The organism is Streptomyces sp. P17, from assembly GCF_032436805.1.
GTDB lineage: Bacteria > Actinomycetota > Actinomycetes > Streptomycetales > Streptomycetaceae > Streptomyces.
Genome location: NZ_JAVRBF010000002.1, coordinates 58,833 through 81,984, shown reverse-complemented (window position 1 = coordinate 81,984; position 23,152 = coordinate 58,833). Strand labels below are relative to the sequence as shown.

21 protein-coding genes and 2 pseudogenes are annotated in these 23,152 nt (G+C 70.1%); 15 read left to right on the top strand and 8 right to left on the bottom strand.

Annotated elements, in window-relative coordinates; translation table 11 throughout:
- Positions 1 to 245: 245 nt before the first annotated feature.
- Positions 246 to 419, bottom strand: a complete 174-nt coding sequence (locus RMT89_RS01570; RefSeq protein WP_003997305.1) for a hypothetical protein — start codon at positions 417 to 419, stop codon at positions 246 to 248.
- A 419-nt stretch (positions 420 to 838) separates the two neighbouring features.
- Here RMT89_RS01570 and RMT89_RS01565 point away from each other — a divergent pair, with 419 nt between their 5' ends.
- The 4 genes from RMT89_RS01565 (at position 839) to RMT89_RS01550 (ending at position 4,379) form a co-directional block, all read left to right on the top strand.
- Entirely contained in the window at positions 839 to 1,492 is a 654-nt protein-coding gene (locus RMT89_RS01565) for a response regulator transcription factor (protein WP_003997304.1), read from the top strand.
- 6 nt (positions 1,493 to 1,498) lie between these two features.
- On the top strand, positions 1,499 to 2,734 hold the full coding sequence (locus RMT89_RS01560; RefSeq protein WP_315882060.1) for a HAMP domain-containing sensor histidine kinase: 1,236 nt from the start codon (positions 1,499 to 1,501) through the stop codon (positions 2,732 to 2,734).
- Between the two features lie 393 nt (positions 2,735 to 3,127).
- On the top strand, positions 3,128 to 3,424 hold the full coding sequence (locus tag RMT89_RS01555) for a DUF4193 domain-containing protein (protein WP_005481602.1): 297 nt from the start codon (positions 3,128 to 3,130) through the stop codon (positions 3,422 to 3,424).
- A gap of 13 nt (positions 3,425 to 3,437) precedes the next feature.
- Positions 3,438 to 4,379, top strand: a complete 942-nt coding sequence (locus tag RMT89_RS01550) for a hypothetical protein (protein ID WP_315882059.1) — start codon at positions 3,438 to 3,440, stop codon at positions 4,377 to 4,379.
- Positions 4,380 to 4,589: 210 nt separating this feature from the next.
- Here the strand turns inward: RMT89_RS01550 and RMT89_RS01545 are convergent, their stop codons facing one another.
- On the bottom strand, positions 4,590 to 5,048 hold the full coding sequence (locus RMT89_RS01545; RefSeq protein WP_315882058.1) for a DUF3093 domain-containing protein: 459 nt from the start codon (positions 5,046 to 5,048) through the stop codon (positions 4,590 to 4,592).
- Between the two features lie 58 nt (positions 5,049 to 5,106).
- On the opposite strand from RMT89_RS01545, the gene RMT89_RS01540 reads away from it, so the two are divergent.
- From RMT89_RS01540 to RMT89_RS01515, 6 genes and pseudogenes are all read left to right on the top strand, one after another.
- The gene (locus RMT89_RS01540; protein WP_315882057.1) at positions 5,107 to 5,691 is read left to right on the top strand and encodes a PaaI family thioesterase; all 585 of its coding nucleotides are present in this window, start codon (positions 5,107 to 5,109) and stop codon (positions 5,689 to 5,691) included.
- Positions 5,688 to 6,239, top strand: coding sequence for a dUTP diphosphatase (gene dut, locus RMT89_RS01535; RefSeq protein WP_315882056.1), 552 nt, complete (start codon positions 5,688 to 5,690; stop codon positions 6,237 to 6,239). The genes RMT89_RS01540 and dut overlap by 4 nt, the downstream gene beginning before the upstream one ends.
- A gap of 1 nt (position 6,240) precedes the next feature.
- A complete protein-coding gene (locus RMT89_RS01530; RefSeq protein WP_315882055.1) occupies positions 6,241 to 7,002 on the top strand; it encodes a DUF3710 domain-containing protein in 762 nt (253 codons plus the stop codon).
- Between the two features lie 116 nt (positions 7,003 to 7,118).
- Positions 7,119 to 7,361 (top strand): annotated as a pseudogene (locus tag RMT89_RS01525) (hypothetical protein); the annotation flags it as partial.
- Between the two features lie 108 nt (positions 7,362 to 7,469).
- Positions 7,470 to 10,010, top strand: coding sequence for a sensor histidine kinase KdpD (locus RMT89_RS01520; RefSeq protein ID WP_315882054.1), 2,541 nt, complete (start codon positions 7,470 to 7,472; stop codon positions 10,008 to 10,010).
- Positions 10,007 to 10,690, top strand: a complete 684-nt coding sequence (locus tag RMT89_RS01515) for a response regulator (protein ID WP_315882053.1) — start codon at positions 10,007 to 10,009, stop codon at positions 10,688 to 10,690. Before RMT89_RS01520 ends, RMT89_RS01515 begins: the two co-directional genes overlap by 4 nt.
- A gap of 172 nt (positions 10,691 to 10,862) precedes the next feature.
- Here the strand turns inward: RMT89_RS01515 and RMT89_RS01510 are convergent, their stop codons facing one another.
- Both RMT89_RS01510 and RMT89_RS01505 read right to left on the bottom strand, forming a co-directional pair.
- The gene (locus tag RMT89_RS01510) at positions 10,863 to 12,002 is read right to left on the bottom strand and encodes an SGNH/GDSL hydrolase family protein (RefSeq protein WP_315882052.1); all 1,140 of its coding nucleotides are present in this window, start codon (positions 12,000 to 12,002) and stop codon (positions 10,863 to 10,865) included.
- 9 nt (positions 12,003 to 12,011) lie between these two features.
- A complete protein-coding gene (locus RMT89_RS01505; protein WP_315882051.1) occupies positions 12,012 to 12,581 on the bottom strand; it encodes a TetR/AcrR family transcriptional regulator in 570 nt (189 codons plus the stop codon).
- 135 nt (positions 12,582 to 12,716) lie between these two features.
- Here RMT89_RS01505 and RMT89_RS01500 point away from each other — a divergent pair, with 135 nt between their 5' ends.
- Positions 12,717 to 13,115 carry an OB-fold nucleic acid binding domain-containing protein gene (locus RMT89_RS01500; RefSeq protein WP_315882050.1) on the top strand — a complete coding sequence of 133 codons (399 nt, stop codon included), beginning with the start codon at positions 12,717 to 12,719 and terminating at the stop codon, positions 13,113 to 13,115.
- 3 nt (positions 13,116 to 13,118) lie between these two features.
- The gene (locus RMT89_RS01495; RefSeq protein WP_315882049.1) at positions 13,119 to 13,850 is read left to right on the top strand and encodes a DUF3159 domain-containing protein; all 732 of its coding nucleotides are present in this window, start codon (positions 13,119 to 13,121) and stop codon (positions 13,848 to 13,850) included.
- A gap of 70 nt (positions 13,851 to 13,920) precedes the next feature.
- Here RMT89_RS01495 and RMT89_RS01490 read toward each other — a convergent pair whose 3' ends face one another.
- Together RMT89_RS01490 and RMT89_RS01485 are read right to left on the bottom strand one after the other, a co-directional pair.
- Positions 13,921 to 14,598: a TrkA family potassium uptake protein gene (locus tag RMT89_RS01490; protein WP_315882048.1), complete on the bottom strand. Its 678-nt coding sequence runs from the start codon at positions 14,596 to 14,598 to the stop codon at positions 13,921 to 13,923.
- On the bottom strand, positions 14,598 to 15,269 hold the full coding sequence (locus RMT89_RS01485; RefSeq protein ID WP_315882047.1) for a TrkA family potassium uptake protein: 672 nt from the start codon (positions 15,267 to 15,269) through the stop codon (positions 14,598 to 14,600). The genes RMT89_RS01490 and RMT89_RS01485 overlap by 1 nt, the downstream gene beginning before the upstream one ends.
- A gap of 403 nt (positions 15,270 to 15,672) precedes the next feature.
- On the opposite strand from RMT89_RS01485, the gene RMT89_RS01480 reads away from it, so the two are divergent.
- The 3 genes from RMT89_RS01480 (at position 15,673) to RMT89_RS01470 (ending at position 21,466) form a co-directional block, all read left to right on the top strand.
- Positions 15,673 to 17,721: an APC family permease gene (locus RMT89_RS01480; protein WP_315882046.1), complete on the top strand. Its 2,049-nt coding sequence runs from the start codon at positions 15,673 to 15,675 to the stop codon at positions 17,719 to 17,721.
- A 54-nt stretch (positions 17,722 to 17,775) separates the two neighbouring features.
- Entirely contained in the window at positions 17,776 to 19,104 is a 1,329-nt protein-coding gene (locus tag RMT89_RS01475) for a TRAM domain-containing protein (RefSeq protein WP_315882045.1), read from the top strand.
- Between the two features lie 775 nt (positions 19,105 to 19,879).
- A complete protein-coding gene (locus tag RMT89_RS01470) occupies positions 19,880 to 21,466 on the top strand; it encodes a hypothetical protein (protein ID WP_315882044.1) in 1,587 nt (528 codons plus the stop codon).
- A 121-nt stretch (positions 21,467 to 21,587) separates the two neighbouring features.
- On the opposite strand, the pseudogene RMT89_RS01465 reads toward RMT89_RS01470, so the two are convergent.
- Both RMT89_RS01465 and RMT89_RS01460 read right to left on the bottom strand, forming a co-directional pair.
- A pseudogene (locus RMT89_RS01465) lies at positions 21,588 to 22,254 on the bottom strand (nucleotidyl transferase AbiEii/AbiGii toxin family protein).
- A gap of 5 nt (positions 22,255 to 22,259) precedes the next feature.
- Positions 22,260 to 22,652, bottom strand: a complete 393-nt coding sequence (locus RMT89_RS01460; protein WP_315882043.1) for a hypothetical protein — start codon at positions 22,650 to 22,652, stop codon at positions 22,260 to 22,262.
- Positions 22,653 to 23,152: the final 500 nt, after the last annotated feature.

Genomic DNA, 23,152 nt, shown 5'->3' with positions numbered 1-23,152 from the left:
CCTGCGGGCGCTTTGTGCCGGTGTCGAGACGCCGAACGTGCTCAGCCCTTCGGGCCTCCGCGCGTTCGGCGTCTCGACACCGGCGCGCCCTTCGGCTCCCTCGCGGCCGGTGGCCTGGGTTCAGTGCGGGTTGGTGGGCCTGTGCCGTCCGTTCGGTGTCAAGACTCGGCGACAGGACTCGGCGACGAAGAAGCAGGCCCCCGGCGCTGGATTCGCCGGGGGCCTGCTTTGTGCTTACGTGCTGGTCAGACGCTGGACGCGCCGACTTCCACACCGTGCTCGGCGGCGAGGCGGCGCAGGTCGTCGAGTTCGCCCTGCTCCACTTCGACGAGGAAGTCGTCGCCCTCGTCACGAGCCCGCGTCAGGTCGGACTCGGTCGCCCTTATGCGCTGCAGAAGCCCTGCGGTGAATGCGTCCATGCTGTGCCCCCTCGTCCTGGGTCGTGGGTCGGTGGCACGGGGGTGTGCCGTTCGGAAGGGGCGATCACGTCTCCTGTGGGTGCCCAGCGCTGCCCCTGCCGGGCGGCGACGGTGCCGGACATCCACGACCGCTCTGCGGAAAGCGGATTGCCGCGTACCGCATGGTGGTGCGGCGCAAGCGGAGCGTGATCGCGGGGTGTAAAGCCGTCCTCCCCCCGCTCTCCCTCACGGAAACCTCAACCCCCGCGGAAAATCTCGCATTCCCGGTCCTCACACCCGTCCTTCATGCGTCACTCACCCGTCTTACCGCCGACTTATGGCCGAAAAGGGCAGGATGGAGGCCAACACACCCCACCAGACCCCCTGCCCGCACGCCCCCAGCGGCGCTACGCGGGTGGACATCAGGAAGGAACAGCGACGTGCGCGTACTCGTCGTCGAGGACGAGCAACTGCTCGCCGATGCGGTGGCCACCGGACTGCGCCGGGAGGCCATGGCCGTCGACGTCGTGTACGACGGTGCGGCCGCCCTGGAGCGCATCGGCGTCAACGACTACGACGTGGTCGTCCTCGACCGCGACCTCCCGCTGGTCCACGGCGACGACGTCTGCCGCAAGATCGTCGAGCTCGGCATGCCCACCCGCGTGCTGATGCTCACGGCGTCCGGCGACGTCAGCGACCGTGTCGAGGGACTGGAGATCGGCGCCGACGACTATCTCCCCAAGCCCTTCGCCTTCAGTGAGCTCACGGCACGCGTGCGTGCCCTCGGCCGCCGCACCAGCCTCCCGCTGCCGCCCGTCCTGGAGCGCGCCGGGATCAAGCTCGACCCCAACCGCCGCGAGGTCTTCCGGGACGGCAAGGAGGTCCAGCTCGCGCCCAAGGAGTTCGCCGTCCTCGAAGTGCTGATGCGCAGCGAGGGCGCCGTCGTCTCCGCGGAGCAGCTGCTGGAGAAGGCCTGGGACGAGAACACCGACCCATTCACCAACGTCGTCCGCGTCACCGTCATGACGCTGCGCCGCAAGCTGGGCGAGCCCCCCGTGATCGTCACCGTCCCCGGCTCCGGCTACCGGATCTGATCCCCCATGGCAGCGACCCCCGCACCGCCCCAGGCGCCGCCCAAGCCGACCTGGGACCCGAGAAGGCCGGTGCAGCCCTTCCCCTGGCTGCGCCCCACCATCCGCATACGCCTCACCCTGCTCTACGGCGGTATGTTCCTGATCGCCGGCATCCTGCTGCTGTCGATCATCTACCTGCTCGCCGCGAGCGCGCTGAACGTCGGCAGTGAACTGCCGTTCAGGGTCCTGTCCGGCCAGGTGTCCAGCGACATGTGCAACATGCGCGCCACCAGCCTGCCTGCGGACGAGCTCAACCGTGCGCTCAACGAGTGCGTGAACGAACAGCGCCAGCACGCCCTGGACACCCTGCTCAGCCGCTCTCTGCTGGCCCTGCTCGGCCTCGCCGTCATCGCCTTCGCCTTCGGCTACGCCATGGCGGGCCGTGTCCTGTCGCCGCTCGGCCGGATCACCCGCACCGCCCGCGCGGTGGCCGGCTCCGACCTGTCCCGGCGGATCGAGCTGGACGGCCCGGACGACGAGCTCAAGGAGCTCGCCGACACCTTCGACGACATGCTGGAGCGCCTCCAGCGGGCCTTCACCGCCCAGCAGCGCTTCGTCGGCAACGCCTCGCACGAGTTGCGTACCCCGCTCGCGATCAACCGCACGCTTCTGGAAGTGCATCTGTCCGACCCGAGCGCGCCGGTGGAGCTCCAGCAGCTCGGCAAGACGCTGCTGGCCACCAACGAGCGCAGCGAGCAGCTCGTGGAGGGCCTGCTGCTGCTCGCCCGCAGCGACAACCAGATCGTCGAGCGCAAGCCGGTCGACCTCGCGGAGGTGGCCGAGCAGGCCGTCGACCAGGTGCACGGCGAGGCGGCGGCGAAGGGCGTGGAGATCCGCGGCAAGCGCGATCCCGCGGTCGTGCAGGGCAACGGCGTCCTGCTGGAGCGGATCGCCCTGAACCTCGTGCAGAACGCCGTGCGGTACAACGTCCCCGAGGGCGGCTGGGTCGAGGTCACCACCGAGCTCCAGCACGGCCAGGCGCTGCTCGTCGTGTCCAACACGGGTCCGGTCGTCCCGGCATACGAGATCGACAATCTCTTCGAGCCGTTCCGGCGGCTGCGGACGGAGCGCACGGGCAGCGACAAGGGCGTCGGACTCGGTCTGTCCATCGCGCGGTCCGTGGCCCGGGCGCACGGCGGGCACATCACGGCGCAGCCTCGTGAGGGCGGCGGGCTGGTGATGAGCGTCGCGCTGCCCGCGTGAGATCGACGTGCCGGCACCCGGGGATGTTCGCTTTGCGCGGAATTTTCTGGGCACTCGCGGAGCGGTACCGTGTGTGATCGATCACAAGGGCGAATTTCCGGCCATCCACTCTCCGTGATCAGGCGACCGGCCGGAAAGCCGGGAAAATCCGGGTTTTCGGGGGTCTTGATCACGGGAAGTACACGGTGAGACGCCTTTGAAGTGCGGCATTGGGACCGTGTACGGTCCGCATCGCCATCCAAGCCGATCACTCTTGAGGAGTCCGGTTGGGTGTCGATTGAGTAACAGACCTTGATGTGAGGCAAAATCTCCGCCTCGGGTCGGGCACAAGTCCGGCCTCTCACGCGTTACGTGCGCTGGAGACACCGCAGACACCCAGAGGGGGAGAGCGACATGGCAACGGATTACGACACCCCACGCAAGACCGACGACGACGTCGACTCGGACAGCCTTGAAGAGCTCAAGGCCCGCCGGAACGACAAGTCGACCTCCGCAGTGGACGTCGACGAGTTCGAGGCCGCGGAAGGCCTTGAGCTGCCCGGAGCGGACCTCTCGAACGAGGAGCTGGCCGTCCGGGTGCTGCCCAAGCAGCAGGACGAGTTCACCTGCATGAGCTGCTTCCTGGTGCACCACCGCAGCCAGCTGGCCCGGGAGAAGAACGGTCAGCCGATCTGCCGCGACTGCGACTGAGGACGGGTCGGCCGTGACTGGCTCGACCCCTCCCTGGAAGCGCCGCTTCCCCGCGCGGGGAGCGGACCAAGGGCCGCCCGGCGGCCCGCACGGCGCGCGTGACGACGAGCGGGGCTCATCCGACACTGGGTCGGCCTCGCTCGAACCGGCGGCCGGCCCTGGCGATCCGCCAGTGCCGGCGCAGGCACCGACGCCCGTGGCCCGGCGACGGGCCGCGGTGGTCCGGGACAAGGCCAGGGAAGGCGTCCGCAAGGGCGGCAGCCGCGCCAAGGCGGGGCTTGCCTACCTCGCCGACCGGATCATCGAGAACGCCCCGCGAGTGCCCGTACGGGACCTCGCGACCCTGCGCAGACAGTTCCCGGGCCTCGGCCCCGAGCAACTCGCCGACAAGCTCGTGGCGGGCGCGATGACCGCGACGTCCACGGTCGGGGCGGGCATCGGCGCGGCCGCGATGCTGCCCATGCCGCCGGCGATGCCGACGGAGCTGGCCGCGGAGATCACCGGAGTCGCCGCGATCGAGCTGAAGCTGATCGCCGAACTCCACGAGGTCTACGGCGTCCGCCCGCCGGGGAACCTGAAACAGCGCTCCACCGCGTATCTGGACTCCTGGTCGGGGGAGCGCGGGATCGACGTGACCAAGCCGTCGACCGTGAGTTCGGCGCTGAACACCCATATGAAGCACCAGCTGCGTCAGCAGATCATGAAGCGGATGGTGCGCAATCTGCCGAACCTGATGCCGTTCATGGTGGGCGCGGCCGTGGGCGCGCTGATGAACCGCAGGGACACCAGGAAACTGGCCGACCGGATCCGCGCGGACCTGCGCAAGACCCAGGTGCCCTGGGAGGCGCTCGCCGAGCTCCCACCGCTGGAGACGCCGGCCGACCCGCTGACGATGGGGGACGTCGCGCAGGAAGTCCGGCCCAGACGGCTGTGGCGCGGCTGGTCAGGGAGTTGACGCGCTTCGGGTCCCCGTTCCGGGGACCCCCTTCGGCCCCGCGTGCTAGGGGGTGTTTTGAAAGTCCCGCACAGCACCCAGGGCGCCCGGCACGCACCCTCGCCGCACCGGCCAAAGACCCAAGTACGTCCAGTACGAGGGCCTTCGTCCGGCACGCCGAGGGCACGCACCGAACACCGCGGGCACCGCACAGGACTTTCAAAACACCCCCTAGGCCGCCTTCGCCGCCTTGATGGCCTCCGCCAGAGCCTCCGGCTCCCGCGTCGACAGGTACAGATACGGCGTCGGGTCCTCGGGGTCGGTGACCTCCACCCGCAGCGCCGTGGGGATGTAGGCGCGCAGCAGCAGGAAGGCGCGGGTGTCGGCCTTGTGCGTGCGCCAGGCCCGGGCCTCCTCAGGGTCCAGGATCTCCGTCTCGCCCAGCGCGGTGACCGGGATCTTCGCCTCGCCCGCGATCAGTGAGCCGCCCACCACACGGATCCGGACCGAGCCGTACGAGCTGGCCACCACGGCCGCCGCGGCGGTACCGGCGGCCAGGGCGCCGAGCATCGGCAGAGTGCCGAACGGGAGCACGATCAGCGCCAGGGAGACGCCGACCAGCACCGACATCAGCCACCACGAGCGGGGGGCGGTGAGGCGTTCTTCGTACGGGGTGGCGGAGAGCTGCATGGATCCAAGCCTGGCACGGTGTCCGGAAGGCGCCGACGCGCGGGTAAGGTCTGCGGCTGTGAGTGGTACATCCGCAAGCCTTCAGCCGCCGGCCGACGCCGTGACACCGGTGCGACACCCCGACGCTCCCGCGCCCGGTGAGCTTCTCGGCGCGCACTACGGCCTGTGTTTCGGCTGTGGCGGTGAGCAGCCGCACGGGCTGCACCTGCAGGCGCGGGCGGGCGAAGGGGTCTCCCTCACCGCCGAGTTCACCGTGCGCCCCGAACACCAGGGTGCGCCCGGCCTCGCGCACGGCGGCATCCTCGCGACCGCCCTCGACGAGACCCTGGGCTCGCTGAACTGGCTGCTGCGGACCATCGCCGTGACCGGACGTCTGGAGACCGACTTCCGCCGGCCGGTGCCGGTCGGCACCGTGCTGCATCTGCAGGCCGAGGTGACGGCGGTGGCCGGGCGGAAGATCTACTCCACCGCCACCGGACGCGTCGGCGGCCCCGAAGGACCGGTCGCCGTCCGCGCCGACGCGCTCTTCATCGAGGTCAAGGTCGACCACTTCATCGACAACGGCCGCCCGGAGGAGATCCAGGCCGCCATGAACGACCCGGACCAGGTGCGGCGTGCCCGCGCCTTCGAGGTGAACCCGTGAGCCGTGACCCCCTGAACGTGCTGATCCGCCGCGTCGATCCGGACGTACCGCTTCCGTCGTACGCGCATCCCGGCGACGCGGGCGCGGATCTGCGCACCACCGAGGCCTGTGAACTCAAGCCGGGGGAGCGCGCGGTGTTGCCGACGGGGGTGTCTGTTGCGCTCCCGGAGGGGTACGCGGCCTTCGTACACCCACGTTCCGGTCTGGCCGCCCGCTGCGGTGTCGCTCTGGTGAATGCCCCAGGGACGGTTGATGCCGGGTACCGTGGGGAGATCAAGGTGATCGTGGTGAATCTCGACCCGCGCGAGTCCGTGCGGTTCGAGCGCTTCGACCGGATTGCCCAACTGGTCGTCCAGCAGGTCGAGAGGGTCCGCTTCCAGGAGGTCGCGGAGCTTCCCGACTCGGCGCGGGCCGAGGGGGGCTTCGGGTCCACCGGTGGGCACTCCGCCGTGGACGGCGGGCGCGGCACAAGCGGTCACGCCGCCGACGGCGGCACGACGGGTGGGACTAGATACGCTTCGGTCGTAGTCGACCGGGAAGGACAGTGACGTGTTCGGACGTCGCAAGAAGAAGGGTGCCGCCGAGGACGCGGCCGGCGAGCCCGAGCAGGTCGTCGACGGCGTCGACACCGAGGCGGACGACGAAGGCACGCGCGAGCGCGTGCGCCTGGAGCCGGAGCCTCGGCCCGACGGACCGTGGGACAGCACCGAGGTGCGCGAGCCCGGCGAGGGCCGGGTGGACCTGGGCGGGCTCTTCGTGCCCGGAGTCGAGGGCATGGAACTGCGGGTCGAGGTCGCGGGCGACGCGATCGTCGCCGCGACCGTCGTCCTGCGCGACAGCGCGATCCAGCTGCAGGCTTTCGCCGCTCCCAAGCGGGAGGGCATCTGGGGCGAGGTGCGCGAGGAGATCGGCTCCGGCATCACCCAGCAGGGCGGCATCATCGACGAGGTCGAGGGGCCGCTGGGCTGGGAGCTCAGGGCGCAGGTCCCGGTCCAGCTGCCGGACGGCAAGGGCGGCTTCCAGGTCGTGCGGTTCGTCGGGGTGGACGGTCCGCGCTGGTTCCTGCGCGGTGTGATCTCCGGCCAGGGCGCGGTGCAGCCGCAGGCGGCCGGGCTGCTGGAGCAGATCTTCCGGGACACGGTCGTGGTCCGCGGCGAGGGCCCGATGGCGCCCCGCGACCCGATCGTCCTGAAGCTGCCGAACGACGCCCAGATGGTCCCCGAAGGGGTCCCGCAGGAGGAGGCCGGCTCCCGGTTCTCGGGCGGCATGGGTCAGCTGCAGCGCGGACCGGAGATCACCGAGGTCCGCTAGACAGTCGTAACGAAAGGGCCGTACCCCTCGGGGTGCGGCCCTTTCTCGCGTGTGCGGACTCTTGACGCTGGATCGGTCTGGACTACCGTCTCCGGCCAACGCGTCTGTTCACAAAGCGGCACGCGCTCGGGTTCCAGGCCAAGTACGAACTCGGTACGGCCGTGCCCGGCCGGCTGTGCGGCGGCTCGCTGCGTCTGGGGCTCGGGCCCGTCACCGAGGTCGGCTACAACGCCCTGTACAACCGCCTCGGCCACGCGATGGCCAACACCGGGACGCTGACCGAGAGCAGGCGTCCGGCCGGCAGCAACAACCTCTTCGTCGCCTGGGAGACCCTCACCCACGGGGACAACCCCTCCTGAGCCGGGGGAGCCCGTCGCCGGGTGCGGTGCGTCAGGGTTGCGTCAAAGACGCCCCGGCGGCCGTACCCGGTGGCATATGTCGGGTTTGCTGGTCGTAAGGTCGACGCTGTGGGACGCGGCAGGCTTCGGATCTACCTCGGCGCGGCACCGGGCGTCGGCAAGACGTACGCGATGCTGTCCGAGGCGCACCGGCGTGCCGAGCGGGGCACCGACTGCGTGGTGGCGTTCGTGGAGCACCACGACCGGCCGCGCACCGAGGTGATGCTGCACGGTCTGGAGCAGATCCCGCGCAGGGAGCTCGCGTACCGCGGCAGCGCCTTCACCGAGATGGACGTGGACGCCGTGCTCGCCCGGCGGCCCCGGGTGGCGCTGGTGGACGAGCTCGCCCACACCAACATCCCCGGCTCCCGCAACGCCAAGCGCTGGCAGGACGTCGAGGAGCTGCTCGCCGCCGGGATCGACGTCATATCGACCGTCAACATCCAGCACCTGGAGTCGCTGGGCGACGTCGTGGAGTCCATCACCGGGGTACGGCAGCAGGAGACCGTGCCCGACGAGGTGGTGCGCCGCGCCGACCAGATCGAGCTCGTCGACATGTCCCCGCAGGCCCTGCGCCGGCGGATGGCGCACGGCAACATCTACCAGCCCGACAAGGTCGACGCGGCCCTGTCCAACTACTTCCGGCCCGGCAACCTCACGGCCCTGCGCGAGCTGGCGCTGCTGTGGGTGGCCGACCGGGTCGACGAGTATCTGCGCGCCTACCGCGGCGAACACCGGGTGTCGAAGATCTGGGGCTCACGCGAGCGGATCGTGGTGGGGCTCACCGGCGGCCCCGAGGGCCGGACCCTGATCCGGCGCGCCGTGCGGCTGGCCGAGAAGGGCGCCGGAGGTGAGGTGCTCGCCGTCTACATCGCCCGCAGCGACGGGCTGACCTCGGCCTCGCCCAAGGAACTCGCCGTACAGCGCACCCTCGTCGAGGATCTCGGCGGCACCTTCCACCATGTCGTCGGCGACGACATACCGGCGGCCCTGCTGGCCTTCGCGCGCGGGGTGAACGCCACCCAGATCGTGCTCGGCTCCTCGCGCCGCAAGACCTGGCAGTACGTCTTCGGGCCCGGCGTGGGAGCGACCGTCGCCCGGGAGTCGGGGCCCGATCTCGACGTGCACATCGTCACCCACGACGAGGTCGCCAAGGGGCGCGGACTGCCGGTCGCACGGGGGGCCCGGCTGGGACGGGCCCGCATCACCTGGGGCTGGATCGTCGGCCTCGTCGGTCCCGTGCTGCTGACGGTGGCGCTGAACGCCGTCGACCTCGGCCTCGCCAACACCATGCTGCTGTTCCTGACGGCGACCGTGGCGGCGGCGCTGCTCGGCGGGCTCTTCCCGGCGCTGGCCTCGGCGGCCTTCGGGTCGCTGCTGCTGAACTACTTCTTCTCTCCGCCGCTGCACCGGTTCACCATCGCCGACCCGAAGAACATCGTCGCCATCGCGATCTTCGTCGGGGTCGCGGTGTCCGTCGCCTCCGTGGTCGACCTCGCCGCCCGCCGCACCCACCAGGCCGCCCGGCTGCGCGCCGAGTCGGAGATCCTCTCCTTCCTCGCCGGCGACGTGCTGCGCGGCGAGACCAGCCTGGAGGCGCTGCTGGAGCGGGTCCGGGAGACCTTCGGGATGGCGTCGGCGGCCCTGCTGGAGCGCGCGAGCGAGGTGGAGCCGTGGACCTGCGCCGGGAGTGTGGGACCCGAGCCGTGCACCAACCCCGACGACGCGGACGTTGAGATGCCGGTCGGCGACCACATGGCGCTGGCGCTGACCGGCCGGGTGCTGCCCGCCGAGGACCGCCGGGTGCTCGCAGCGTTCGCCGCCCAGGCCGCCGTCGTCCTGGACCGGCGCCGGCTCCGCGCGGAGGCCGACCAGGCCCGCACGCTGGCCGAGGGCAACCGCATCCGTACGGCGCTGCTGGCGGCCGTCAGCCACGATCTGCGCACCCCGCTCGCCGGGATCAAGGCCGCGGTGAGCAGTCTGCGCTCGGACGACGTGGCCTGGTCGCAGGAGGACGAGGCGGAGCTGCTGGCCGGGATCGAGGAGGGCGCCGACCGCCTCGACCACCTGGTCGGCAACCTCCTCGACATGTCCCGCCTGCAGACCGGCACCGTCACCGCGATCATCCGCGAGATCGACCTCGACGAAGTGGTGCCGATGGCGCTCGGGGGGGTGCCCGAGGACAGCGTCGGGCTGGACATCCCGGAGACCCTGCCCATGGTCGCCGTCGACCCCGGGCTGCTGGAGCGCTCGGTCGCCAACGTCGTCGAGAACGCCGTCAAGTACAGCCCGCCCGGCACCCCCGTCTTCGTCTCCGCCAGCTCCCTCGCCGACCGCGTCGAGGTCCGCGTCGTGGACCGCGGGCCCGGTGTCCCCGACGACGCCAAGGAGCGGATCTTCGCGCCCTTCCAGCGGTACGGTGACGCACCGCGCGGTGCCGGGGTGGGACTGGGACTTGCCGTGGCGCGCGGCTTCGCGGAGGCGATGGGCGGGACGCTGAACGCGGAGGACACTCCTGGCGGTGGCCTCACCATGGTGCTCACGCTCCGCGTCGCCGCCGACGAGCTACTTCACCCCGCAGTACCGGAACGCGAAAGGCAGGCTTCATGACCCGGGTGCTCGTGATCGAGGACGAGCCGCAGATCGTGCGTGCCCTTGTGATCAACCTCAAGGCCCGCAAGTACGAGGTCGACGCGGCGCAGGATGGCGCCACGGCCCTCCAGCTCGCCGCCGCCCGCCACCCCGACGTGGTCGTCCTCGACCTCGGACTTCCCGACATGGACGGCGTCGAGGTGATCCGGGGTCTGCGCGGCTGGACCCGGGTGCCGATCCTCGTGCTGTCCGCCCGGCACTCCTCCGACGAGAAGGTCGAGGCCCTGGACGCGGGCGCCGACGACTACGTCACCAAGCCGTTCGGCATGGACGAACTGCTGGCCCGGCTGCGGGCGGCGGTCCGGCGCGCCGAGCCCCTCGGGGGCGGCGAGGAGGACGTCATCGTCGAGACCGGCACGTTCACCGTCGACCTGGCCGCGAAGAAGGTCCACCGGGACGGGGCGGATGTCCGGCTGACGCCGACCGAGTGGCATCTGCTGGAGGTGCTGGTCCGCAACGCCGGGCGGCTGGTCAGCCAGAAGCAGCTGCTGCAGGAGGTGTGGGGGCCGTCGTACGGGACGGAGACGAATTACCTGCGGGTGTACATGGCGCAGTTGCGGCGGAAGCTGGAGGCCGACCCCTCGCATCCGAAGCACTTCATCACGGAGCCGGGGATGGGGTATCGCTTCGAGAAGTGAGCGGCGAGGTTGGCCGGGGGTCCGGGGGGTGTCCCCCGGGGGATGCAGCATCACGGAGCCGGGGATGGGGTATCGCTTCGAGAAGTGAGCGGCGAGGTTGGCCGGGGGTCCGGGGGTTGTCCCCCGGGGGATGCAGCATCACGGAGCCGGGGACGGGGTATCGCTTCGAGCGCTAGCCCCTCAGGGCCAGCTTCGCGAAGCGGTCGCCGATACGGCGGTGCGTCGCCGCGTCCGGGTGGAGTTCGTCGGGCAGCGGCAGCTCGGCGTAGTCCTTCTCGCCGTAGAGGTCGAGGCCGTTCAGGTAGCTGAGGTTCGGGTCGTCCGGTCCGCGCTGCTCGACGATGCGGCACAGCTCCTCGCGGATCACCTTGAGCGTCAGCTTGCCGGTGGCCGTCTCCGCGGGGTCGCCGAGGGCCTGGAACTTCAGCTTTCCGGAGCTCAGGGCGGCGAGGTCGAAGGCGCCCGGTCCCGGGGTGTCCTCGTGGATGGGGCACAGGATCGGGGAGACGACCAGCAGCGGAGTGCAGGGGTGGCCGTCGCGGATGGTGTCCAGGAAGCCGTGGACGGCCGGGGTGAAGGCGCGCAGGCGCATCAGGTCCAGGTTCACCAGGTTGATGCCGATCTTGACGCTGATCAGGTCGGCCGGCGTGTCCCGGATGGCGCGGGCGGTGAAGGGGTCCAGGAGGGCGCTGCCGCCGAAGCCCAGGTTGATCAGCTCCACTCCGGCCAGGGCCGCGGCGTGGGCGGGCCAGATGCCGGTGGGGCTCGCCGCGTCGGAGCCGTGGCTGATGGAACTGCCGTGGTGCAGCCACACCTTGCGGCCGCGGTCCGGGAGGGGCTCGACGGGGGCGTCCGTGCGCAGGGCCACGAGTTCCGTGGTCTCGTTGTGCGGGAGCCAGATCTCCACGTCCTTGTCCCTGGCGGGCAGGCCGGTGAAGTGCAGGGTGGCGACCGGGCCGGGGCGGTGCTCGGCGGTGCCGGTCGACATGTCGATGGAGAGGGTGTTGCCCCCGGTCGCCACCGCCTGCGCGGTCAGGGCGCCGTCGACGAGGAGGTCGTAGAGGCCGTCCGGGCGGGGCGGGGCGCCGACGTACGTCCGCTTGGTGGGCAGTGTCCTCAGCGTCACTGCGGTGGCGCGGGTGCGGAAGGCCAGCCGTACGCCGGAGGGCTGGGACTCGACCATGGCGAGCTGGGGGTCGGCGCACTGGGCGCGGGCCCTGGCGGGGAGCCGGTGCGGGAGCAGGCCGTGCTCGGTGCGCTCCAGGTCGAGAGCGCCGCGGACGAGGGCGGGGGTGAGGGGTGTGGAGTGCATGAAGGACCTTCAGGCTCGGGGCCAGTTGCGCAGGGTGGCGTCGAGGGCGTCCAGGATCCGGGCCCAGGACTCCTCGCTGCCGGGGGAGCTGTGGCTGAAGCCGCCCGCCAGTTCCAGGTCGACATAGCCGTGGAAGACGCTGCCCAGGAGGCGGACGGCGTGTGTCTGCTCCGGCTCGGGCAGGTCGTAGCCGCGCAGGACGGCCCGGGTCATCTGGGCGTGCCGTACGCCCGCGCTCCGGGCCGCCGTCTCCGGGTCCAGGCGGAACCGGGCCGCGGCATAGCGGCCGGGGTGGGCACGGGCGTAGTCGCGGTAGACGTCGGCGAACGCCGTCAGGGCGTCCTTGCCGGCCCGGCCCGCCAGCGCGTCCGCGGCCCGGTCGGCGAGTTCCTCCAGCGCGAGCAGGGCGATCCGGGTCTTGAGCTCCTGGGAGTTCTTCAGATGCGAGTACAGGCTCGCGACCTTGACGTCGGACCGGCGGGCGAGCTCCGAGACGGTCACCCGGTCGAAGCCGACCTCGTCGGCGAGCTCCGCCCCGGCCCGGGTCAACAGCTCGGGGGTGAGTCCTGCGCGTACCATGACCATCCCTTCGTTTACCGAAATCCATTGTGGGATTGCCTAAAGGCTTTAGGCAAGTCGGGAGTGGCTCACCGCCGGTTCGAGCGCTCTCCCTGCGGGTACGAAGGTGTCGGCGCGCCCCGGTACGCTTCAGACATGAGTTCTGTTCCTCGTTCCGAGAAGCCGGTGGGCCGGTTCCGGCGCATGCTCGACCGGCTCTCCTCGTCGCAGGAGGACCTGGAGTCCGAGGAACTGCGCGAGGACGCCGAGACGGCCGGCTGCACACGCATCGGTGACTGCCGCGACCGACAGATAGTCACCGTTACTGGTACCTTGCGCACGGTCACTCTGCGGCCGCGTGCCGGGGTCCCGGCCCTGGAGGCCGAGCTGTTCGACGGCTCCGCCGCGCTGGACGTGGTGTGGCTCGGCAGACGCTCCATCGTGGGGATCGAACCGGGGCGCAAGCTGATCGCATCGGGCCGGATCTCGATGAGCCGGGGCCGCCGGGTGCTGTTCAACCCGAAATACGAACTGAGACCGCTCGGACGGGAGTAGCCGGTGACGTCGCTCGACAAGCCGACCGAAGACACCACCGCAGAAGGCGGGCACGACTCCCGGGCAGCGACCCAGGACGCGTTGTTCGAGGCCTTCGGCGGCCTGCGCGGCATGGTCGAGACGGTGCTGCCCGGACTTCTCTTCGTCACCATCTACACCATCAACAAGAACCTGCACCTGTCGGCGATCGCCGCGCTCGGTGTGTCCCTGCTGCTCGTCGTCGTCCGCCTGGTGATGAAGGGCACCGTCAAGCACGCCTTCAGCGGTGTCCTCGGCGTCGCCTTCGGTGTCGTCTTCGCGATGATGACCGGCAACGCCAAGGACTTCTATCTGCCCGGCATGCTCTACACGCTGGGCCTGGGCCTGGCGTACATCATCACCACGCTGTGCGGTGTCCCGCTGATCGGCCTGATCCTCGGCCCGGTGTTCAAGGAGAACCTCTCCTGGCGCACCCGCAACCCCGGCCGCAAGAAGGCGTACGCCAAGGCCAGTTACGCCTGGGGCGCGATCCTGCTCGCCAAGTGCGCGGTCCTCTTCCCGCTGTACTGGTGGGCGGACACCGAGCAGTTGGGCTGGGTCCTGGTCTCCCTGAAGATCCCGCCCTTCCTGCTGGCCGTCTGGCTGACGTGGATCTTCCTCGCCAAGGCGCCCGCTCCGATCGACGTGTTCGCGGAGATGGAGGCGGCGGAGAAGGCCGAGAAGGAACAGAAGTCCGCGGCTCGCTCGGCCGAGTAGCCTCGGCCCAGTAGCGGTCAACGCGAAGGGCGCCCCGGACTTCCCTGGGCGCCCTTCGTCGTCGTAACCCTCAGCTCGCCGTGTCCTCGCGGCGCACCGACAGCAGGTCCTCCAGCTGCTCCTCGCGGGCCTGGGCGGCCACGAACAGCAGCTCGTCGCCCGCTTCCAGGGAGTCTTCCCGGGTCGGGGTGAGCACGCGGGTGCCTCGGATGATCGTGACCAGCGAGGTGTCCTGCGGCCACTCCACATCGCCGACCTGGGTGCCGGCCAGGGCCGACTCCTCGGGCAGGGTCAGCTCGACCAGGTTGGCGTCGCCGTGGCTGAAGCGCAGCAGGCGGACCAGGTCGCCGACGCTGACCGCCTCCTCGACCAGGGCGGACATCAGACGGGGGGTGGAGACGGCGACGTCGACGCCCCAGGACTCGTTGAAGAGCCACTCGTTCTTGGGGTTGTTGACGCGGGCGACGACGCGCGGGACGCCGTACTCCGTCTTCGCCAGCAGGGAGACGACCAGGTTCACCTTGTCGTCGCCGGTCGCGGCGATCACGACGTTGCAGCGCTGGAGCGCGGCCTCGTCCAGGGACGTGATCTCGCAGGCGTCGGCGAGCAGCCACTCCGCCTGCGGGACGCGCTCGACCGAGATGGCGGTCGGCGCCTTGTCGATCAGCAGGACCTCGTGGCCGTTCTCCAGCAGCTCGCCCGCGATCGAGCGGCCGACGGCGCCGGCACCGGCAATGGCGACCCTCATCAGTGACCGCCCTCCTCTTCGGGACCCTTGGTGAACGCCGCCTCGACCTTGTCGATCTCGTCGGCACGCATCATCACGTGCACCAGGTCGCCCTCCTGCAACACCGTCTGCGAGCTGGGCAGGATGGCCTCACCGAGGCGGGTCAGGAACGCCACGCGGACGCCCGTCTCCTCCTGCAGCTTGCTGATCTTGTGGCCCACCCACGCCGTGGAGGTGTGCACCTCGGCGAGCTGGACGCCACCGGTGGGGTCGCGCCACAGCGGCTCGGCGCCCGACGGGAGCAGCCGGCGCAGCATCTGGTCGGCGGTCCAGCGGACGGTCGCCACGGTCGGGATGCCCAGGCGCTGGTAGACCTCGGCGCGGCGGGGGTCGTAGATACGGGCCGCGACATTCTCCACGCCGAACATCTCGCGGGCCACGCGCGCGGAGATGATGTTGGAGTTGTCGCCGCTGGAGACGGCGGCGAAGGCGCCGGCCTCCTCGATGCCCGCCTCGCGCAGGGTGTCCTGGTCGAAGCCGATGCCCGTGACCCGGCGGCCGCCGAATCCGGGGCCCAGTCGACGGAAGGCGGTGGGGTCCTGATCGATCACAGCGACCGTGTGCCCCTGTTGCTCCAGGGTCTGGGCGAGAGCGGAACCCACTCTTCCGCAGCCCATGATGACGATGTGCACGACCGTCCTTCCAAGGTGAAGAGATACTGCTCAGCCAGATCAGGGTCTCAGATCGACGCCCAAGCTACACACGCGCGGTAGGACGTCGGCACCCCTGTGCACGGTTGCCGCGAGTCGGGATCGATCAACGGCGGCTGATGCTGCGGACACTGGCGAGTGTCAGGATTCCGAGGCCGACGAGCGCGGCGGCGGCGCCGATCAGCTGGGCGGTGGTGTCCATGGGACCTCCGGAGGGCGGCAACGGCCGGAAAAACCGGCGGGTTTTGTCATATAGGCATGCCGATGCCGCGACCTACGGAATCCGCAGCCGCGCCGCCCCTGATTTCACCCGGAGAGCAGGGGCCGTGCGGAAGTGGGGTGGCGGGTGGGCGGCAGCCCGTTCGAACGCCTACGATCCTCTGTTGTGTCCAAACTGACCGACGTGCCCAAACGGATCTTGATCGGGCGGGCTCTGCGCAGTGACCGGCTCGGGGAAACTCTCCTGCCGAAGCGCATCGCACTTCCCGTCTTCGCCTCCGACCCGCTGTCCTCCGTGGCGTACGCGCCCGGCGAGGTGCTGCTGGTCCTGTCCATCGCGGGCGTGTCGGCGTACCAATTCAGCCCCTGGATCGCGGTCGCCGTCGTCCTCCTGATGTTCACGGTCGTCGCCTCCTACCGGCAGAACGTCCACGCCTACCCGAGCGGCGGCGGTGACTACGAGGTCGCCAACACCAACCTCGGCCCCAAGGCCGGGCTGACCGTGGCCAGCACGCTGCTCGTGGACTACGTCCTGACCGTGGCCGTGTCCATCTCCTCGGGCGTGGAGAACCTCGGCTCGGCCGTGCCGTTCGTCGTCGAGAACAAGGTCCTGTGCGCGGTCGGCATCATCGTGCTGCTGACGCTGATGAACCTGCGCGGCGTGAAGGAGTCCGGCAACCTCTTCGCGATCCCGACGTATGTCTTCGTCGTCGGCGTCTTCATCATGATCGCCTGGGGCGCGTTCCAGGGCCTGGTCCTCGGCGAGAACTTGAAGTCGCCGACCGCCGACTTCGAGATCGAGGCCGAGCGCGAGGGGCTCGCCGGCTTCGCCCTGGTGTTCCTGCTGCTGCGCGCCTTCTCCTCCGGCTGTGCCGCGCTCACCGGTGTCGAGGCGATCAGCAACGGCGTCCCCGCCTTCCGCAAGCCCAAGTCGAAGAACGCGGCGACCACGCTCGCCCTCATGGGGGCCCTGGCGGTCACCATGTTCTGCGGCATCATCGGGCTCGCCATGGCCACCGATGTGCGCATGGCGGAGAACCCGGCCAAGGACCTCATCGACAACGGCGTGCCCGTCGGCAGCGACTACGTCCAGAACCCGGTGATCTCGCAGGTCGCGGCCGCCGTCTTCGGCGACGGCACGTTCTTCTTCATCGTGATCGCCGCCGCCACGGCACTGGTCCTCTTCCTCGCCGCGAACACGGCGTACAACGGCTTCCCGCTGCTCGGCTCGATCCTCGCCCAGGATCGCTACCTGCCCCGCCAGCTGCACACCCGCGGCGACCGCCTCGCGTTCTCCAACGGCATCGTGCTCCTGGCCGGCGCGGCCGCCCTGCTGGTGTGGATCTACGGCGCCGACTCCACGCGCCTGATCCAGCTCTACATCGTCGGCGTGTTCGTCTCCTTCACGCTCAGCCAGACCGGCATGGTCCGCCACTGGAACCGCCATCTGCGCACCGAGAAGGACCCCGCCAAGCGCCGCCGCATGATCCGGTCCCGCGCGATCAACTCGTTCGGCGCCTTCTTCACCGGCCTGGTGCTGGTCGTCGTCCTCGTCACCAAGTTCGCGCACGGCGCCTGGGTCGCCCTGCTCGGCATGGTGATCTTCTACGCGACCATGACCGCGATCCGGAAGCACTACGACCGGGTCGCCGAGGAGATCGCCGCCCCCGAGGGCCCGAGCGACGACAGTGTCCGCCCCTCCCGGGTGCACTCAGTGGTCCTGGTCTCCAAGATCCACCGGCCCACGCTTCGTGCCCTCGCCTACGCCAAGCTGATGCGCACCGACACCCTGGAAGCGCTCAGCGTCAACGTCGACCCGGCCGAGACCAAGGCGCTCAAGGCCGAGTGGGAGCGGCGCGGGATCGACGTTCCGCTGAAGGTCCTCGACTCGCCCTACCGCGAGATCACCCGGCCGATCATCGAGTACGTCAAGAACCTGCGCCGTGAGTCGCCGCGCGACGCCGTGTCCGTGATCATCCCCGAGTACGTCGTCGGCCACTGGTACGAGCATCTGCTGCACAACCAGAGCGCCCTGCGCCTGAAGGGCCGGCTGCTGTTCACGCCCGGTGTGATGGTGACGTCGGTGCCCTACCAGCTGCAGTCCTCCGAGGTCGCGAAGAAGCGGGCCCGCAAGCGGCAGGAGTGGAACGCGCCGGGTTCCGTGCGGCGTGGTCCGGCCCAGGAGCGGGCGAAGGAGTCCTCGAAACAGACGTAGACTGGTCGGCTGTTGTCCCGCCGTTTTCCGCTACGTATCTGGAGTCACCCCGCCATGCAGGCAGAACCGAAGAAGTCGCTGGTGGGGCTGGAGTACGAGGTCGAGGTCGGACCCGTCGCCCATGGCGGCCACTGCATCGCCCGCACCGACGAGGGCCAGGTGCTCTTCGTGCGGCACGCGCTGCCCGGGGAGCGGGTCGTCGCCCGGGTCACCGAGGGCGAGGAGGGCGCCCGCTTCCTGCGCGCGGACGCCGTCGAGGTGCTCGACGCGTCCAAGGACCGCATCGAGGCGCCCTGCCCCTACGCCGGTCCGGGCCGCTGCGGCGGCTGCGACTGGCAGCACGCGAAGCCGGGGGCGCAGCGGCGGCTCAAGGGCGAGGTGGTCGTGGAGCAGCTGGCGCGTCTTGCCGGGCTCACGCCCGAGGAGGCCGGCTGGGACGGCACGGTGATGCCCGCCGAGGGCGACAAGCTGCCGGCCGGGCAGGTGCCGCAGTGGCGCACGCGCGTGCAGTACGCCGTCGACGCGGACGGCCGGGCCGGTCTGCGCCGGCACCGCTCGCACGAGGTCGAGGCGATCGAGCACTGCATGATCGCGGCGCCGGGCGTGAGCGAGCTGGGCATCGAGGACCGTGACTGGTCCGGGATGGCGTCCGTGGAGGCCATCGCGGCCACCGGCTCCCAGGACCGCATGGTGATCCTGGAGCCCAGGCCGGGCGCCCGGCTCCCCCTCGTCGAGCTCGACAAGCCCGTGTCCGTCATGCGGGTCGACGAGAAGGACGGCGGCGTCCACCGCGTCCACGGCCGCGCCTTCGTGCGGGAGCGGGCCGACGGCCGTACGCACCGCGTGGGCAGCGGCGGCTTCTGGCAGGTCCACCCGAAGGCGGCGGACACGCTGGTCACGGCGGTGATGCAGGGTCTGCTGCCCCGCAAGGGCGAGATGGCCCTCGACCTGTACTGCGGCGTCGGCCTCTTCGCGGGCGCCCTCGCCGACCGCCTCGGCGACCAGGGCGCGGTCCTCGGTATCGAGTCCGGCAAGCGCGCGGTGGAGGACGCCCGCCACAACCTCGCGGACTTCGACCGGGTACGGATCGAACAGGGCAAGGTCGAGGCGGTGCTGCCGCGGACGGGCATCACGGAGGTCGACCTCATCGTCCTGGACCCGCCGAGGGCGGGGGCGGGACGCAAGACGGTGGCGCACCTGTCGTCCCTCGGGGCGCGACGCATCGCGTATGTGGCATGCGACCCGGCGGCGCTGGCCCGGGACCTGGGGTACTTCCGGGACGGGGGGTACCGGGTGCGGACGTTGCGGGTGTTCGATCTCTTTCCGATGACGTCGCATGTGGAGTGTGTGGCTATCCTTGAGCCTGCCGTGAAGGGCGCTTGACCTGCGGCTTTGTGTCGCAGGCGGTTCGACCGACCTGTTCCTCTCCATGCAGCGGGTCGAATGGATGGATCGATCCTTGAAGGTTGCCTGACCTGCGACTTCTTGAGGCAGACGGTCGCTTCGGCGGCGCTTTCAGGGGTTCCGTCGAGGAATCTTGACGCTCGGCTGACGCTCGCTTCGGGGCTCTGGGCGTTACTGGGGCCATCGCGGAATGATCTCGGTATCTCGCACCACACCGGGCAGCTCAGTTCTCGGAGTTCGAAAGTCAGTAACCGGGTGGGGGCCACCCGCACGGTACCGAGGCACACGACACGGTCGTCCTGGTCATCGCCGAACTCGCCGCGAACGCCGTCCTCCACGGCCGCGTCCCGGGCGGTGCTTAGCCCCGCCCTTTCCCACGACGAGAGTCTGGGCGTCCGAATCGAGTTGACCGACATTCACCCCACCCGGCTGGCGCGACCGGCTCCCGATCCGGACGAGGGCGGATGCCACAGACTGCTCCTTGTCGATGCGCTCGCCGCCGACTGGGGCGTACGCGACAGCCCCGGCCCGGCAAGACGGTCTGGCGGAGTGCACGACGGCTCCCCGTTTCATCGGCCCCGTCGGGGCCAGCAGCTATGGCGTTCGGTTGACCGGACGGGCGGTCCCGAAGCCACGCCCAGGGCATTACGGACCTGGGCGTGGCGGTATTACGGTTGCTCTCCGAGCGGTGCCCTGACCGCTTTCGAGGGGGAAACGGTCGTCGCACAGGGCATCGGGGGTGAGGGGAGCCGCCGTGCAGGCGCTGTATGCCGTCAGTTTCGACATCCGGTCCGCCCAGGAGCAGCCGGGCCACGTCTACGAGAGCCTTCGCGGCCATCTCGCCGACTGGCTCGGCCACCACGGACGTGTACCGGCACCGTCGGCGACCGAACTCGACAGGGATGGCCGGGCGGTGCTCGCCGGCAAGATTCCCGGCCATGGTGACCGCGCAGTGAGCTGGACCGTGGCGGGCGACGAACTCACCCGCGCTCTGCGCATGACCATCCACCAGCCGCTGTCTACGGGACCGGCCCAGTTTGTCACCCGGGTCACGGTCTCCCAGTCGGGGGAAGGCGGCGGGCTCAGGATCGTCATGGGCAGGGAGATCCCCGACGGCTGGATAGCGCCGGTGCAGGATCCGCCGCTCAAGCGCCCCAACCTGTTGCGGGCGGTGCTCGGCGACGAGCAACTTGAAGTGCGGGTGCTGAGCCAGCTCGCCACGGGGCGATACGAGAGGATCCGGGAGGAGAGTCACGCTGATGTACTCCTCGACGTCCTGGCGCTGCGCACGCGCCTCCCCATTCTCCTGATGCACCCCAGGGACCAGGCGGGATGGAGCGCGGCGGCCGATGCGTCGGGACAACTCGCGGGCCTGGCCCAGGTGGTGACCCTGAACTACGTGACCGCACAGGCCGTCCGCCGGGCCCACGAGCAGGTGGCCGTACCCAGCGGTGGCGCCCGGCTGGTCTGGCCCGACCTCGGCCTGGAGCACCCCGCCTACTCACGGGAGGAGGTGTCTCAGACGTCCTTCGTGGAACGGCGGCTGATGCCGTCGCTCGCCCATCTCTCTGTCATCGCCCGCGGCAGTGACACGGCGTGGGGGCGTGCGCGACAGGCGTCGTACCGCGCGGGAGCCCGCAGGGCGGCGGAGCAGTTGTCGCGCGCCCAGGCCGCCGGAGACACGACCGCCGAGCTCGAAGCGCTGCAGAAACGTGTCCGGCAGCTCGAAGAGGACGCCACATCCTGGGAGGACATGGCACAGAGCTGCATGGAGGAACGCGACAAGGCGCGAGACGATGCCGCCGCCGCTGAGGCCCTGCGTCAGGACCGGGACTACTGGAAGAACGAGTACCTAAACCTGTCGAAGGGCGGGAGCGGGCAGGCGGCCACATTCGACGCCTGGAGCGAGATCCCTCCTCTGGGAACGGACGCCGTACCCACTTTCGAAGCTCTCGTTAAGGCATCGGAGGAGCACATCGTGTTCACGGCGAGAGCGGCGCGCGCCTGGAAGGACTCCCGCTACCCGTACCCCCAGGAGATGACCGACCGGCTGACCGCCCTCGCGCAGGCTGCGACGGACCTGTACTCCAGTTCCGGCAGGATGCCCAGGCTGGCCCAGTGGTTTTACGACGACCACGGACTGAAATTCGCGCCCAACGACGAGAAACTCAGCAAGGACAAGGACAAGCGCTACTTCATGTTCAACGGAAAGCGTTGGGACGGACTGCCGCACATCAAGGTCCGGGACGCCGTCTCGCCCAATGAGGTCGGACGCATCTATTTCGCCCTCGACTCCGAGGAGAAGCGGTTCATCGTGAACCATGTGGGACTGCACCTGTAGCCGGTCCCGGCGGGCACCTTGCATCCGTGGGCACTCATGGTGACCCCTCTGGCACTGTACGGTACGGCGGATTTCAGCGCGCAAGCCCGCAGTCTCACCGCGAGCCCTCATTTGGACGTGATCAGTCGATGTGCGGATCATCGGACTCTTCGAGGAGACGGGTCGCGAGGTCGTCGGCCCACTCCACGGCCCAGGAGCGGAGAGCGGTGATGGTGGCGTCATCGAGCCCATAGGCGGCAAAGGCTTCATCGTCGGTCCACTCGGCGCCCGTGAGGTTCGCCTGCAGATCCTCGCGCTCGAAGCGGCCGCGGGCGTGGCGGCGGCCGAACTCTTCGAGCTCGGCACTGGTCCAGCGGCGGGAGGCTGCGAACACGTCGATCAGGTCGCGGGGCGCTCCGCGGTCGGCGAGGGCGCGGACCTTGGTCCCGATCACGTCCTCCTCCGCAAGGACGGGGCCGTACGGGCTCTGGGCGACCGGCCGCCAGAAGATCTCCTTGAGGATGTCGACTTCGCATTTCTGCCCGGTGGCCGGGGCGGTCACGGTGAAGCGGGCGGACAGCGGGGCGGTCTCCAGCGCGTGCACCGTCCAGCCGCGGGCTTCCAGGCCGGCGCGCAGCGTGGTGGCGATGTCGGCCATGGGTGCCGGGTTCTCGGTGGCGACGTCGAGGTCCTGGCTGGGGCGGTTAACGAGGCGGTGTGCCCGCACGGCGTATCCACCGGTGAACCAGTGGATATGGGGAACCGAGCGCGATCACATCCGCCAGGAGCCGCGTGTGCAGCTCCGGCATGTCCGTCACGCGGCCGCCCGGGTGCGCGAGGCGAGCTCGGGGAAGGCGTCCTCCCATACGGCGCGCACGGTGCGGCCAACGAGGGTGCGCAGCACTGGCCACAGATGGAGGAGCAGGTCCTGGTTGAGGTAGCGGGGCAGGTCGTCGTGCAGGCCCTCGTGCAAGACGGTGCGGTACAGGCCCATACGCTGGCGCGGCTTGCCCAGGTCGTACGAGGTCATCCCGGACCAGGCCAGGTGCAGCGGCAGATCCACGACACCGTGTGTCGGCCCGCGCAGCTCGTCCAGCGACTCCGGCAGACGGCGACGGAACTTCTCCCGGTACAGCGCGAGGTCCTCGGCGTCCGCTCCCGAGACGTCCGTTGGGGTGGGTGCGGGGTGCTGTGGGCTGGAGGGCATGACTCCATTATGGCGGCCGGAGACGTTGCGGGTGTCATGATGAGCGAGCTGGCGTCCGGAGCGAGCGGGGACGGATCTCCTGGTGAGCTGGCTGCCGCAGTCTGCTATTCCGTGAGCGGTGCTGACTCCTGGCAGTCCGCCGGGCGCTGGTCCCGTCCTCGGGGGTCGTCCGTCCAGCGGGTTAATGCGTATGGCGGCAAGCATCTGTAGGACTTTCGAGAGGCGGGGCAGAGGGGCCGCTCGCCTTCGGTGATTCGCACACTGTGCATCGCTGCGATGATGGAATGAAGGAAGGATTCCAGCACCCCGGTAGTAAATCGGGATTGGCGTCCCGAGAGCGCTTTCCCGCCTGAGGGGGCGGTCAAGGGGGCTCTGGAGGTCTCTTCCCGACCAACATCCGCCCCTCTTTTCCCAGCGGTCACGGAACGCGCCGTCCGTGCCCCTCGCGCGCCCCCCGTGCGCACTGAGGCGGTCCTTTCGCCTCCAACAAGCTGTGTCTG